This window comes from Bacteroides sp. f07, from assembly GCF_042854785.1.
Lineage (GTDB): Bacteria > Bacteroidota > Bacteroidia > Bacteroidales > Bacteroidaceae > Bacteroides.
The window spans coordinates 801,013-816,434 of the sequence record NZ_BAABXI010000001.1; the positions used below are offsets into that span (position 1 = coordinate 801,013).

At 39.3% G+C, this 15,422-nt stretch carries 7 protein-coding genes; all 7 read right to left on the reverse strand.

The window, feature by feature from the left end:
- Positions 1-96: 96 nt before the first annotated feature.
- The 7 genes from hepC (ACGHVY_RS03325) to ACGHVY_RS03355 all read right to left on the reverse strand — a co-directional run bounded on the left by hepC (ACGHVY_RS03325) (position 97) and on the right by ACGHVY_RS03355 (position 15,413).
- Entirely contained in the window at positions 97-2,097 is a 2,001-nt protein-coding gene (gene hepC / locus ACGHVY_RS03325) for a heparin-sulfate lyase HepC (RefSeq protein WP_308744310.1), read from the reverse strand.
- A 28-nt stretch (positions 2,098-2,125) separates the two neighbouring features.
- Positions 2,126-3,412 (reverse strand): DUF4995 domain-containing protein, encoded by a 1,287-nt coding sequence (locus tag ACGHVY_RS03330; protein ID WP_390597104.1) that lies wholly within the window; start codon positions 3,410-3,412, stop codon positions 2,126-2,128.
- 203 nt (positions 3,413-3,615) lie between these two features.
- Positions 3,616-5,295 carry a RagB/SusD family nutrient uptake outer membrane protein gene (locus ACGHVY_RS03335; protein ID WP_390597106.1) on the reverse strand — a complete coding sequence of 560 codons (1,680 nt, stop codon included), beginning with the start codon at positions 5,293-5,295 and terminating at the stop codon, positions 3,616-3,618.
- 16 nt (positions 5,296-5,311) lie between these two features.
- Positions 5,312-8,467 carry a SusC/RagA family TonB-linked outer membrane protein gene (locus ACGHVY_RS03340; RefSeq protein ID WP_390597108.1) on the reverse strand — a complete coding sequence of 1,052 codons (3,156 nt, stop codon included), beginning with the start codon at positions 8,465-8,467 and terminating at the stop codon, positions 5,312-5,314.
- Between the two features lie 26 nt (positions 8,468-8,493).
- The gene (locus tag ACGHVY_RS03345; protein WP_390597110.1) at positions 8,494-10,707 is read right to left on the reverse strand and encodes a surface glycan-binding family protein; all 2,214 of its coding nucleotides are present in this window, start codon (positions 10,705-10,707) and stop codon (positions 8,494-8,496) included.
- A gap of 18 nt (positions 10,708-10,725) precedes the next feature.
- Positions 10,726-12,903: a heparin-sulfate lyase HepC gene (hepC, locus tag ACGHVY_RS03350; RefSeq protein ID WP_390597112.1), complete on the reverse strand. Its 2,178-nt coding sequence runs from the start codon at positions 12,901-12,903 to the stop codon at positions 10,726-10,728.
- Between the two features lie 248 nt (positions 12,904-13,151).
- On the reverse strand, positions 13,152-15,413 hold the full coding sequence (locus ACGHVY_RS03355) for a glycosyl hydrolase family 95 catalytic domain-containing protein (protein ID WP_390597114.1): 2,262 nt from the start codon (positions 15,411-15,413) through the stop codon (positions 13,152-13,154).
- Positions 15,414-15,422 lie beyond the last annotated feature (9 nt).

The window sequence follows — 15,422 nt, forward strand, 5'->3', positions numbered from 1 at the left end:
TGAAAGAGACTGACTAAACAGTCGGTCGCATCTCTGATTTCCCTCCTTCCGGAGGGAGAAGAATTGGGGACACAACCGACTGTTTAGTCAGCTTTTTTATAGTTTATATTTTAATGACTGTTTCTTTCCGTTCACTTTCACTTCTACTTCCAGTCCGTTTTCATCGAACGCCTTGTTCTTGAATTTAGCTGCAAATTTAGGGGCATCTGCGCTCTTCTTAACCGGGTAGATAACAGTGATGTAACGTACAGCTTCTTCGCTGTCTTTCTTCACGTTGAACGATACATTCATACGTTTGTAACGTTTGCGGTAAGCAGTTGAACACCATCCGGGTTCTTTTTTCATACTCATACCGTCAGGTCCGAAACATTGCAATTTCATGTTGCTTCCATCCTCGAACTGAGTGAGGAATGTCATGTCTTCGCGGCTGTTTGCGATTTCTCCCTTCGGCATCTGGTAATGAAGGTTGATAGAACCTTTGGCGCTGCCCGCCATTTCGTCTACAATTACAAAGTAAGTGTTATCAACGAAGAATACGGAACGACGGTGTTTCAGATTCTTGTAGCTCGGATTTTCAGTAACCAAAGTTTGGATTGCACCTTCCGGCTGCCAGAGTTTGGTAACAGATTCCGTAGTATCCAGATTCTTGTTGTTCAGAGTAACAGTGTTGTGCACACAAGTTTGGCGATGCCAGTTGCGTTGTTCCATAACTTCACCCTCGCCTGCATATACATATGAGCCTGAATCCGGGAACAGGTTTTTGCCGTTGAACCAAAGTTCGAAAGTACCGTTGTCCGGCTGGCAGTGCCAGAATGCCTTCGGTCCGGCTTTTACTACCATCTGAGTGGCATCCATTCCCCAAGAATTACGGAATACGAAGAAACCTGATTTCAGGAAACCTTTGGACATATAATCCGGCAATGCACCTTCTTTGCCTTCTGTTGCGAAGTATTTGATAGCCTGGTTTTTCGGGAACAATTTGCTCCATGACTTGTAGTTCTTCACCATTTCTTTCTTTGTTGTCAACTTGGCATCGCTGAAACATGGGTTAGTGTAATCCGGGAAAGAGATGTTTGCGTAGAACATAATCATACTTTCGATAGTATCCAGATAATCCTGCGGAAATTCCTTGCGGAATCCGTTGGCATCTGCGATACCTAATGCCTTGCAGAAAATGTTGATAGCGGCAAGATGATAGTGCGGGTCGAGTTCAAACTGTCCGCCGTCTTCATATACCTGTACATGGATTTCACGGTTCAGAATGTCGATACCGCTTTTTCTCCAAGCCGGAGCATCTTTGAATTCAGGGAAGAAAGCGCCGGCATAAATCATGCGTTGGGCTTCGAACAGCAAGTGATTACCCTTGTCGGAGTAGTTGCCTAAGATATGTACGGCATGTTTGTGGTAGTTCACCAGAAATTCAGTCAGGAAGTCCGGAGTGAAAGAAGGAGAAGGCAGGAACAACTGGAACTGTGAAGTCTGGTCTTGCAGACGGTTGCTCACTTCCAGAGGACGCCATGCGAAACGTACGTTTTCCACTTCGCCTTTGATTTTTCCATCACTTACCATTTCGTACTCTTTCTTGTCCATCTTCACTAACGGATTCTTTTTAATCCAGTCGATGTATTGGTATGCCCATTCTTTGGCATATTTTTCGTCACCGGATACACGGTAAGCCTTACCCATCGGAGTAAACCATTTGTGACGGTGAAGCTGCCAGCGAAGTTCGTTATCCTTTACCGGCCAGTATTGCCAGTTGATGTCTTCTCCGTAGTTGTAAGAAGGCTGATAACCTTTGTGAACAAAGAAAGTATGCTTCAGTGCGTCGTCCGCCCATTGTTGCTCTTCTTTGCCGATAGTGACTTTTTTCAAGTTAATATCCGGAGTTTTTACATTAGTGCGAGCCCGGTAGTAGTCAAGCAATGCTTTTGCGGCATCTTCGTCTTTACCTTCCTGATGCAGGGCTTTTACTTTTTCCAGTCCCGGGTAGTCGAGGTTGAGAAGCGAAAATACTTCGCTTTTCAACTCTTGGGCGCTAGCTCTGCCTACAAAACAAGCGATTGCCAGCAGAACGATATACTTTAAAGTCTTATTCATGATATAATCGGTGTTATGGTTTTATGTCTTAGATATTTTTGTAGTTGATACCTTTCAGGTCCATGAATCTCTTCAATGCTTCCAAATAGTAGTAGTCAGCATAATTCAGCGGAGTATCAATTTCAGAGCCGTTAGGCAGTGAACCTACAGAGTGCATCAGAATGAATCCCTGGTTGTCGCCAACTTTTGCAAGATATGCGTCGCTTGACAAGCTCTTCAGAATCTTTTCTGCGTAATCCAAGTATTTCTTTCCGTCGGGAACCATTGTGCTTAATTCGATTAATGCCGAAGCAGTAACAGAAGCGGCCGAAGCGTCACGCGGAGTTTCTTCTGCGACGGGAGCGTCATAATCCCAGTATGGGATAGCATCGTCTGTCTTTACACGATTCATAATCATGTTGGCAATTTTGACGGCGAAGTTCAGGAAAGTGCTGTCATTTGTTTCACGATAGCAAGCTGTATAACCATATACAGCCCATGCCTGTCCGCGTGCCCATGAAGAATCATCGTTCTTGCCTTGGAAAGTTTGTTTCTTTTCCACTGTACCGTCATTGTTATAGCTCACTACATGCCAGCAAGTATAGTCAGGACGGAAATGGTTGTGCATGGTAGTCATGGCATGTTTGATAGCAATATCTTTATATTTGCTGTCACCGGTTGCTTTTGCTACGTTGAACAGAAGGTCAAGGTTCATCATGTTGTCGATGATAACTGGGAAGTTCCACGTTCCGAAATCCCATGAGCGGATAGCACCGATAGAATCGTCGAAACGTCCGCAAAGATTGTCGGCTGTTTCTCTCATCACTGCTGCGATTGTGTCGTTGGGTGCAAGACGTTCTGCATTACCGTAGCTGCAATTAATCATGAATCCCAAATCGTGTGTGCCTTTATAATAGCGTACCGGATTCAGTAGATTGGTATATTGGATAGCTTCTGTTTTCAGTGTATCGTTTCCTGTCAGTTCGTATGCGTACCATAAAGAACCGGGGAAGAAACCGCTTGTCCAGTCGTAAACACCGCAAAGACGGCGTTTGCCCAGTTGTTCTGCTGTCGGTTGTGCGCGGAGTGAGTCTTTGAAAGTCAATGAGTCTCTTTCCAACTGACGGCAAAGGAAATTCATATCATAACCTGTGCGGATAGAACGTGGAAGCTGGCCTGTACCGTCAACTTCTTCTGCTGAAAGCTGTAATTGTGCAGAAGCTACATCCAGTCCTTTTTTAATCCAACTGTAGTCTTCCTTTGGGGCTGTCTGGCACGATGCAAGTGCAATAGTAACCGAAGCAAAGAGAACAAGTTTCTTTTTCATGTTATTCATTTTAAGTGATTGTTTTTAGAAGTTTTGTAACTGATACAAAAGTAGTGGAAAGGGCAAACTTTGCGTTGCAGGATTGTCCAAAAGGTGTTTGAACTCTGCTTTTCAAGTTTCGATTTTGTTGAAAAAGGTTTTAATATTCTCCAATATGCCTTGGTGAGGGCATATTGGAGAGGATTATTCTTTTTATTTTAAAGGGAAATTACTTATTTTCCCCAGCCTGGATTTTGTTTGAATTGAATACATAAGTCTTTTTCTCGTTGTGGAATAGGCAATAACTCATGTTTGTTCTTTTCTGTATATTTGTACAACAGATATCTGTAGGTATCAGCAGAATCCCACCAATTAGCTAAAGCAGTATTAGTCTTTTGTATTGTTTCATAATAAATGCCCCAACGTACTAAATCCATACGGCGATGACCTTCAAAAGCTAATTCATAAGCTCGTTCTTTTCTAACAGCTTCGCGGAAACTTTCTTCATTCAAATTTGAAAGATCACAGCTTCCGGTATTACTAGGATAACCAAATCCACGACGACGGACCTCATTAATTGCCGCATAAGCTTCCGTTGTAGGACCATGTTTCCATTCATTTAGCGCTTCAGCATAGATAAGTAATACGTCTGCATAGCGTAAGAAATACCAATTGGCGTTTGATTTATCATTGTTGATAATAGCACCTGTCTTTTGGTGTTTTATAAGATCCCATTTTGCAGGTGTATAATTTTGTTTTTCTTTTTGTGCTTTAGTTGGATCTTGATCTTTAATCTTCGCTGATTCTTCCGTATCACTTTTACCTTTTGCCCATAGTACGTAATCATCGTCATACTTATAATTAGCTATTGATAAATCACGGCGTTTGTCATTAGCGTTTTTGCTATCTCTCCAGTCAAGTACAAATGTGTGGACTACTTTCATGTTTCCTGCACAACTGCCTCGCACACCAGCAATGGCTGTTGTTTTTACTCCATTCCATTTACCAATACGTCCCACTGGATCTCCTGAACCGGATACTGTCGGAGAGTAAAACGATATTTCTATTAAACTTTCAGTTGGATCCCATACACCACTACAAGTATTATCCCATAATTTATCGTAATCGCGTAATAATGAATGTTTTCCTGACTCTACGAGAATACGTGCTGTCTTAGCAGCATTTTCCCATTTTGCAGTATTTTGTACAGGATATCCTGCCCATGTGGCGTATACTTTCGCTAAGAGACCAAGTGCTGCACCTTTGCTGAAACGATATGCTGTACTTTCGCGAAGTTGATCGTCAATAGCATATGGCAGAATTTCACTGGCATAAAGAAGATCGTCTTCAATAAACTCATATACTTTATCTGGAGCAGCCTGAGTATAAGTTGTAGGAGCTTGATAGGACATTTCTGTATTGGTAATCAAAGGTATATTTCCATAACGGCGCACCAACTCGAAATAGAACATTGCTCTTAACGCTCTGGCTTCAGCAATATAGAGGGTTGCCAATTTTTTATCTGTATCATTATAATTATCTATTTTTCCACTGATACGTTCCAAAAAATCGTTTGCTCTATAGATACCTTTATAGAGAACTTGCCATGTTTGTTGGATTTCTACTTGGGTAGTAGGGAAAGCATTGTTGACGATGATACGATAATTTGTAATATCGGAACCTTCTCCTTGTGATATATCTGTTCCCATGTTGAATAAGAAAGATAGATGATATCCATATGCAGCATCTTCAACAGTTGTGCGATATACTCCTAACAGGACATCTTTCGCTTCTTTAGCATTGTTCATGTAGTTTTTCTTTTCCATTTCGCTTCTTGCTTCTTCATCTAATGAACATGAAAAAGGCAAAATGCAGAGGATAGACATAGCTATGTAATATATTAATTTTTTCATATTATTTTCTCATAAATTAGAATTGTATATCAACACCAAATGTAAACACTCTACTCTTAGGATAAGCACCCCAGTCCAATCCGGGAGTCATAGGACTCTTGCTGGCTGTACTTACTTCTGGATCATATCCACTATAGTTGCTAAGGCAGAAGAGATTCTGTCCAGTAGCATATACACGAAGTTTGGATACATAAAAACTACGGGTCCATTTATGAGGAAGTGTATATCCTAATGTGATATTTTTCAAACGCAAGAATGAACCATCTTCAACAAATCGTGAATAGACATCGTTTACTACATATCCGTTATAACTAGGCACCTTGTTAGAAGCGTTTGTAGGACTCCAGCGATCTGCAACTTCTGCTAATTGGTTTCTGCGTTGTGTGTTAGTTTGGGTAGCATATAACCGGGTTGCATTATAGATATCATTGCCATAATTAAATTGAAGCATGAAGCTAAAGTCAATGCCTTTGTAATTGAACGTATTAGTGATACCGCCATACCATTTGGGTAAAGCATTACCAATAACAGTACGGTCATTAGTTGTGATAACTCCGTCACCATCTTGATCTTTATATTTAACTGCTCCTGGAGCCAGTCTGTTTCCAAGATTCGGATTACTTGTTACACCTTCTTTTAACTGTAAAGTATTAGAACCCGGAACTGAATAAAAATCAGAATATTGATAGATTCCATCAAATTCATATCCATAAATCAGACCAAGAGACTGACCGACTATGGCCATGTAGTCATAAGATGTGAAGTTACTGTCAAATCCAGAACGTGCTTGCATATAGTTTACTCCTGACGCCAGTGACTTTAATGTATTTCTTATGAATGATATATTAAAGTTGGTTTGCCAAGTAAAATCTCTGTTTTGAATATTAGTACTGTTTAGGCTTAATTCTATACCTTTATTTTGGATTTTTCCTACGTTTTGCATTTGTGAATCAAATCCTGTAATATGTGCCAGTGATTGTGATAATAACAAGTCTTTAGTGTTTTTGATGAAGAATTCAGCAGTTACGTTTAAACGGTTGTCGAAGAAGCCGAGATCAACACCCAGGTTGATTGTGTTTGAACCTTCCCATTTTAAATTCTTGTTTCTGAGCTGTTTGGGGTTTAATACGGTAACGCTACTATTCCCTAGACCATATTTATTGGCTTCATACAAATCCAATGAAAGATAATTAGGAATATTGTCATTTCCTACTGTACCCCAACCTAAACGAACTTTGAAATTTGAAATCCATTTAATATCTTTCATAAATGCTTCTTCCGATACACGCCATGCTGCAGAGAAAGAAGGAAAGAACCCCCATTTTTTATTTGCAGAAAACACGGTAGAACCGTCGGCACGTACTGTTGCTGTGAATAAATAGCGATTGTCGTAGTTATAGTTTCCACGTGCATAGAATGATAATAAGGTTTTATCGTAGTAAGTGCTTTCAACTCTACTTGGAGTTGCACCTATTCCCATGTTGTCATTTCCCATTTGGTCAAAAGGAAATCCCATAGCTTCACCCAACAAATACTCTGTACTTTTGTGTGATACTTCATGGCCTAACATGACATCATAATTATGCTTCTTGATTTTTTGTTTCCAAGTTAAAGTGTTAAAGTTGGTCCAACGTACATCACGTTGCATTGTTGTGCGTCCATAAGGTTGTTCACCATTACGATATGCTTCTTTGGAACCGTTTTTGTAGAAGATGTCAGTGCGACTATTGGTTGTATTATATGTTCCGGCACTTTTAAAAGTTAATCCTTTTATAATTTGCCAGCTGATTGATGCATTTCCCACCCACATTTCGCCACGTTTATTGTTCGTTACGGACTGTGTTTGCATTACAGGATTAACCTGCGCTAAACTTTCACCTGTTTCCAACATTTCGGGGTCGATAGCTGAATGTAATAATTCCTCGTCAGTCAGTTTATTACCACCAGTGGGACGTGCACTAAGAATTTGTGCTAACATATTAAAACGACCGGAATCTGCAGTTGTTCCTACACCTTTACGATTAGTTAAAGCATAGTTGACAGTAGCATTGAATGATATGTTTTTATTTATTTTTTGATCTATGCGAAATTTGGCTGTTGTTTTGTCAAATCCACTGTTGTTGAAAATACCATTTTCTACATAACGAGAAAAAGCTGCATTATATTGTGTGTCGTTACTACCGCCTCTGAGAGAAATGTTGTGATCTTGAGACCAAGTAGGATTGAATGTTTCTTCCTGCCAGTCTACTCCTTTTACACCCATATAGTCTTCTAATGAATGATACCTGATAGGTTTTCCAGCATCATCAAATTCTTTATCAGAAATATAGCTGTTTAAAAGATCTGTATTTACTTCACCTTGTAACTTTACAAATTCGTATGGAGACAATACATCCAGCATTTTAGAAATTTTACGGTAACTTGCAGAGCCATTGTAGCTTATTTGTGGTTTTCCGGCTTTTCCAGACTTCGTTGTAATCATTACAACGCCGTTTGCAGCGCGTGCACCGTAGATAGCAGAAGATGAAGCATCTTTGAGTACTTCAATAGATTCAATGTCAGAGTTTGATAAATAATCAATGTCGTCTACTTGGAAACCATCTACAATATAGAGAGGGCTTGAATCTCCAGTCAGACTTCCTACGCCACGGATATTGATATTGAACCCGGCGCCAGGAGTACCATCTGTAGATGTGATTTGAACACCGGCAATTTGTCCACCTAATGCTCCTGCTACAGAACTTGTTTGGAAACCTTCAATATCTTTGGCTGCGACAGAAGCAACGGAACCTGTTAGGTCACTACGTTTCATTGCACCATATCCAACTACTACAACTTCATCCAATGCTTGATTATCCGGAATCATTTTTATATTAATAGTTCCTTGACCATTGAATTTTATTTCCTGGGTTTTATAACCAATGTAGGAGATAGAAATAGTAGTTCCCTTTTTTACTTTTAAAGTGAATTTACCATCAAAGTCTGTGATAGCTCCTGTTGAAGTACCTTTAGCTTGTATAGTTGCTCCGATAAGAGGTGTATCTGTTTCATCTACAATGACACCTTTTAATACAGACTCTTGAGCATATACGCTGATTGTGATTATCAGTGTCAAGAGGGTAAACCACCCTCTTATGCTTATTGATTTTATTAGATTGTTTATGATATACATAATTTCTATTTTTAACGTATTAGTATTTAGAAGTTGGGGTCAAACCAAATAGCCAATGGGAATATTCCAGCTCCGCTTTGCGGATCTTTTCCTGTTTTGTCTATGGTCATTTGGAAAGTCACTATACCGTGTGGATATTCTCCATCCACTATCCATTTGTTTGGATTCAATTTGAATGCTAACCCGTTGCTAGGGTCTGCATAACCTACTGTATAGTGTAAGGTATTTGTGTTACCAGTTGAATTTGCGTAATAAGACATAGCATGTCTGGAGCCAGTGTTTGCTCCCTTTACGTTGGACTCTTCAACATATTTAACCCAGAGTGCATTCAAAAAGCTAGAATTTTTAGAGTCACCATTTGTAAATGAACCGCTGATAGCTGTATAGTTGATTGAACGTCTGTAGTCCATTGTAAATAGAGAAGCATCAAATTCGGCATCGCTACTTGTGATGATAGGTGTTGCAGAATAAGTACTGTTGCTAATTGTTTTGGGGTTTACGCAGAATACGAATGGATTGTATTGTACGTGAACGTTGGACACAATCAAGTCATAATAGATAAATACGGGTACTTCCAATGCAAATTCGGAATCTTTATTATCACCTACGGTGGCTGTTACGAAACAGAAGCCCATTCCGTTATTTGCTGCCGGACTGCTTTCTTTGTCCATTCCTGGCCAAATAGCGTTTTCGAATGAAATGGCACCTGTTGCCGCATCTATTTCAACACCATTACAGTTCCTACCGTTTCGAATACTCCAAACGACTTTATTACCCTGTTTGATATCTGTTGTAGGAGCCTCAATACTGAATGCTTTGAGAATCTCCGGAGCTTTAGTTCCTTTTTCTGCGGTAATTCTAAACTGGTTGGCATTATTTTCAACATCTACTCCTATATTATTTCCATAACGTATAAAAGTAAATCTATTTGGATTATTTTTAACTTTCAAGTTAAATGAAGCTTCTTCCGAATTCTTAGTATTTGTTGCGGTTACTGTAATTGTATAGTCACCATTGGGTATGGTATGTCCTTTCTTCGCAGATACTATTCCATCTTTGTCAATACTCAATTGTTTGTTTAAGTCATCCTTCAATGTGAACATAATAGCATCTCCTTCTAATCCTTCATTAGGAGTTACTTTTAAGGGTGACGACTCGTATATTTCTATATCAGATGGATAGCTAAGATTTGCTACAGGGGCAATTCTGTTTACTACTGTAAGTGTGTATGCATTGTTGAATGTTACCCCGTCTGTTGCATACCTATTAGCGACCTTTACAGATATTACATATTCCTGTCCTATTTCAAAACCATGATGTTTGTCTACTGAAAGTATGCCTGTTACTGGGTCAATCTTAATTTTATCAGTCGAAGGTTTAATGCTTTCAATAGAATAGGCAATATCTTCCAAAGAACCTTTTAATGTTGGGCTTTCGCTTTTAAAAGTCGTTTCAGGTCCTTCTGTTGTTTCAGCTTCTATCAATCCTTCGTTAGGCTCATAACTCAGATCTAAAGGCTTGGAAGTCACGTTGATAATTAATGCATTCTCGAAAATACCTTCATCTTCAGAAGATGCACCTGTAGTCAGTTTTAATGAAAGAGTGTGGATTCCCGGTGCTATGTCACTTCCTCTTACAATTGTGATTTCTCCTGTTTGAGAGATATTAAAGAATGAAGCAATTTCACTTTTGGCAATCTCATATTTTGTAATGGAAACATGGTTGCCATCAGTTTTTACTTGTGCAGTAGGCAATTCTTCTGTGCTCTTCGCATCTGAAATTATACTGTATTCCACTTGGATTTCATTAGGCTCTACAGTGATACCATCTGGTACTGGTTTCATCATATTAATTTCTACAATATCTTTGTAGTCGTAGTGTGAGCCACCAGCCATACATGATACAGATATTTTATAAAGTCCTACCGGTGTATCTTTGGCACTGTTGATTTCAATTGCACCAGTTTCTTTATTGATAATAAAATCATTACCTGTGTAGGGCTCACCATTCAATGTTATGCTTGTAATTGTAAAATCAGAGGGAACACTTCCTTTGTAAGAAGGCTCTGAAATTATTCCACTCATAGATGGACCTATATCGGTCATGCCTAAATAATAAAGTGCAAAACCGGTAGTGTCAGTGGTATCCTCATCTGAACAGGATGTATAAGTCATAACTAATACAACTGTCATCAAGGCACCTAAAAACTGTGAAATGTTTTTTAGTAATTTAGATTTCATATTATATGATTATTAATTTTATTTTGAAGAAAGTGTATATTTTGTACCATTTACTGCTACTTGAATGGATACACCTTCCGGATGGAAGGTACCTGCTGTTTCCTCCTCGTTGTCAGTGAATTGGGCATCAATGTTCAATGCTTTACGCTCTTCTTCTGTTCCGAAAGGATAAAGCACGGAAATGTAGCGAGCTGCCATAATTACATCATCTTTTGATGCTGGCTGGTTAACTGTTATCTGATAGCCTAAACGTAATCCGGAAATTGTTCCCATTGCATTAGAAATATCTGTAGCTTGGCTTGATGACAGGATTTTGCTTTCTTGAATTTTGGTTTCAGCAAATGTTCTGGCTAGCATATTCTTGTTGTCTGCAAAATTTGTATATGCCTGACAATAGGGCTGTTCTGTTGTATGTGGCTCAAATACAGACGGAGTACTTTCATCATCAAGTATGTGGAAGTTTAAATTGGTTTTCAGGCTTTTTGCTACCTTTCCATAACCTTCGTCAACGATAACAAAGAATTTTTTGTCCACAAAAAATACGGTTCTACGATGAGTTGCGTTATCAAAAGACGGGTTTTCTGTTACAAGGATATCCGTATTGTTTTTTGTTTCTAATTTGATTAACTTTCCTTCAATTTTTCCACCTTGTTCGCCGCCTATGGATTTACTCATTACGGTTAACGTATTATGGTTTACGGTCGCTGCGAATTTCGTGCGATCGTTGCCACTGTAAGCGTACACACCTGCATCTGGGAAGAAATTACGCCCATTGTGATAGAGTCCGAATGTATTATTGTCTGGTTGGCTGTGCCATTCTTTATAATTATGGTTTTTTAGAATCATCATAGTCGATTCTTTTTTCCATCCGTTGCGTAGGATGTAGTATCCTGAATCATCATAAGATTGTGTCAGGTGTGTTGGCTCTTTTCCAGATTTTCTTTCGGTCGCCATCCATAATAATTCTTGATCATTCGGATACATGGCTACGTATTCTTTTAATCTGTTCAATAAGGTGCTTTTTGCATATGAGCTTGAACGTGTATCATTGAAGTTGTCAAGAGAGTAGTCTGGATAAATTGTATTCATGACAACTTCCGTCGCAGCTTTTAGTTTATCGGTGAAGTTGCCAGGCAATAAACCTATTTTATCATTTGCTTGTGCTAACAAATAAATGGAACGGAAGTCACTAACAGCACCGATATGATAACTTAAATCCAATTCAAATTGTACACCGTCATTATTGAACTGTTCATCCAATTGTACGCCTATTTTCTGTAATCCTTCATTTGTCCATTGTTCCGCATTTTTAAATTCAGGCATCAATATACCTGCTGTAGCTACGGCCTGTGCTTGAGTTAAAAGAATATTTCCTTCTTGATAATAATTTAAACGCATGCATTCAACTTCTTTTTCAAATGCTGTAAGAAAGGTGGACAACCATTCTGGAGTAAAGTTGGGTGATTGAATAAAGTATGCCATGATATCTATTTGTGAAAGTACACGTTCGGCTACTTGTAGTCCTTTCCATTCATAGTCTTTGTCGTTTTCTGAACCACCAGCTGGTGGAAATTTGGTTCCCGGTTCGTATGGATAAGTATCCAGCCAGTCATTATATACTTCAATCCATGACTGAATGTATCTTTCGTCTTTGCTGATACGGTATGCTTTGGCTTGAGGAAGCATCCACTGGTGTCGATGACGTTGGTATCTAAATTCCTGATCTTTTTCAGTGTCTTGATGAGCTGTCCAGTCGATGCCTTTTTTGCTTTCATCAAAGAATGAATAATAAGTTTCCACTTTATTGTCATCAACACTTTCATAGAATCCTCTGACATAGAAACGGTATTCGAGTGCTTGCTCGGCAATTCGCTGGTCTTTTGCCGAGATTGTGGGATTAATTAAATTGATACTTGGATTTGTTACATTCGTTCTATTTCTATAATATTCCAATAGTGCGTGGGCCGCATAATAGTGCTCGCCTGCTTCATAGAAAGACTTTACTCTTTCCAATCCAGGATAATCGAGGTTGATAATTTCGAAAAGTTTAGGTTCGACGACATCATTAGGCTTATTCTCCGGGAGTATTTCTACACCGGAACTAATCTCACCAGATAATAAATCATCGTCATCGTCCACACATCCTGTAAAAGTGATAGCTGTGAACATGCAGGTAATAAAGAAGATGTTCTTCATGCTTTATTAGGTTTTAATTATTAAAAGTTATATTTTACTGTTTGCAAATGTAGCCTGTTTATTTATGATAATTAAGCTGTCTTGTTCAAGCTTTGTTCAAAAATGATTTTTTGATATTAAATTTGTTGAATCATATATTATTTCTGTTTAATAAGCCTGCTATAACTCTGATAGCAGGCTTATTATGTGCCATAATGTAATCTAATCCTATTTATTTACAAAACAGGTTTTGTACGTTTTTAGATATCCTATTGGATGATTTTTAATCCAAAATGATTATGGGAAGTATGGGGAATCGGGGAGATGACAAACTCCGGTTCTTCTCCTTTTGGGGAAATGAACACCTCTTCTCCTTTCTTTAAATCAATTTGGTAAGTACTGTTTTCGAGGGATTGCACAGTGAAATTTCTTTTTCCATTAAAGACAGGATTAGTTATGTCAGTCGTTATAATACAAGGCTCCCCTGCCAGGCTTTTGATATGGATAAATTGTGTCTTTCCCTTTTTTCTGCCGGCAGATACTTTGAATGCCCCTTCCGTGCGCAGACCGGAATATGCTATGTCTTTCCATGCATCTGGAATAGCCGGGAAAATGCGGATCTTACCACCCCAGCTTTGAAGTAACATATCATGAATACTTTGAGCACCGGATAGAGGTGTCTCAATAACCGGGCCGCTTTCCTTATACATGGTAGTAGGGCTGAGGAACTTGCCGAATAATTTGTTCAAATAAGATAATGCGTCATTTCCTTTTCCAATAGCAGAAGATATGGAAGAAGCACCTGTACATGAGTAGCCTAAGAGCGCCTTGGGTTTGCTTTGCCAAAAAACGAGTGATTTCTCAATCGTTTCAATATCGCCTGGTTGCTCTTTATTGATAAGATATAGGGGATAGATGGCAAGTAAGTGTGAATAATGCCTGTGCGAGAAAGCATATGGCATGTCCTTCCCGATAAGTAATCCATTCTCATCCATAGGGTAAGGAGTGAGATTATGAAGAACGTCTTCCCATGTTTCAGCCAATGGATCTTGAATATTCAAGCGTTGTGCTGATTCCAGTAGTGTCTGGCATCCCCAACGTAATAGTGCAAGATCAAAATTGCAATCTTCCGCAGTATCGTACTCTGGAGAGTAAGTTGCCGGAAGATGAAGTTTTCCATCTTCTCCCTTTTTTAGAAAGTGCAGATAGTAGTTGATTGATTCTTTCAATAAAGGAAATAATTTATTTCGCAGGATATCATCATCCATCTTGTGGCGATAAATAAGCCATAGGTTATGGCAAGCCCACGGGAGCAAACCTACTTGCGCTCTTCCTTTTCCTGGAATACCTACCTCTGTGCTCATACATTCCAAATTGGAAGCGACTCCTATTCCTAACGAATTATGGCGATAAGCCGGATTAATATTGAGACGTAGCTGGTCTATGTGATTGTAAAGTGCATTTTCTAAAGAGGCTGCGAGATCTAAATGGTCGGAAGCATTCAGTGCCCAGTATGTGAGCTGTACATTGAGGTTCCACCAGGCATTTGGCCAGGGAGTCTCCGTCAGCCATGGCCCTGTATTGTCTATTAGGGCACGGTCGCCACGGGTGGCAGAAGCTAGTTTGTACATTTGAATCCAATAAAAGTTCTCTTTTTGCGCTTCCGGCAATGTAATGAAGCTACTTGGGTAAAAGGAATTCCACCATTTACGATGTGTCTTTTGCAAGGATGGATAGCCTTCGCGTATAGCTTTCCGGATTTCAGTTTTACATATTTCACTCGAATTGTTTTGAGGGTATGTATGTGTAAGGTTTATCCATAAAGTACGTTCTTTTTTAGTCGGTTGAGTCTCTTTCCAGCCTACTGTTGTCTCACCACCTGCCAGTAACTTCTGAACAGATAAGTTGATATCCCCTTTCCGGTTGATTATCGGTGCAGGGTTGAGTTCATAGTCTTTGGGAATTTTATTGGTTTGTCCCCGTCTTTTAAAAAGTAGATAGCGGGGACTGTTAGCTTCTGCGGCTACCCATTCCCATTTGAAGTCATGCTCTTCTCCTTCAGTAGTTGCTTTTACTGCTATTATCATATTGTCAGAGTGGACAAAGGTTTGTAGATGGATAACCCCTTTGGTAGTGATAATATCTGTTGATGCTTCGGCATTCCAAAGGTCAAGACGCATCTTGCCGCTGATTATTTCTCCTTTGGGATGCAGGGCAAAATATCCGGTAAGTAGTCTGGGGATTCCGAATACATCTCTTTTTGTACGATGATCGTGCACATCACAGTTGCCCGTTTCAAGACGTAAGTAGTTTTCTCCGGGTTCTTTATAAATCATTAATCCTAATCTGCCGTTGCCCAGATAAGCCGATTCATGCCAGTATTCAGGTAACTTTTCCCATATCATATCTTGCCGGCTCATGAATTCAGGCCAATTAATATCCTGTTTAAGAGTTATAGGTTGGGCATCTACAGTGAAAGAGTAGATTAAAAATAAAAGGATGCAGTTAAAGTATCTGCGTCGAATGTTCATAGTGTTGTT

What these genes read in the sequence shown, in the direction of transcription:
- hepC (WP_308744310.1), bottom strand. Translation starts at nt 2,097, where the DNA reads ATGAATAAGACTTTAAAGTATATCGTTCTGCTGGCAATCGCTTGTTTT.
- ACGHVY_RS03330 (WP_390597104.1), bottom strand. Translation starts at nt 3,412, where the DNA reads ATGAATAACATGAAAAAGAAACTTGTTCTCTTTGCTTCGGTTACTATT.
- ACGHVY_RS03335 (WP_390597106.1), bottom strand. Translation starts at nt 5,295, where the DNA reads ATGAAAAAATTAATATATTACATAGCTATGTCTATCCTCTGCATTTTG.
- ACGHVY_RS03340 (WP_390597108.1), bottom strand. Translation starts at nt 8,467, where the DNA reads ATGTATATCATAAACAATCTAATAAAATCAATAAGCATAAGAGGGTGG.
- ACGHVY_RS03345 (WP_390597110.1), bottom strand. Translation starts at nt 10,707, where the DNA reads ATGAAATCTAAATTACTAAAAAACATTTCACAGTTTTTAGGTGCCTTG.
- hepC (WP_390597112.1), bottom strand. Translation starts at nt 12,903, where the DNA reads ATGAAGAACATCTTCTTTATTACCTGCATGTTCACAGCTATCACTTTT.
- ACGHVY_RS03355 (WP_390597114.1), bottom strand. Translation starts at nt 15,413, where the DNA reads ATGAACATTCGACGCAGATACTTTAACTGCATCCTTTTATTTTTAATC.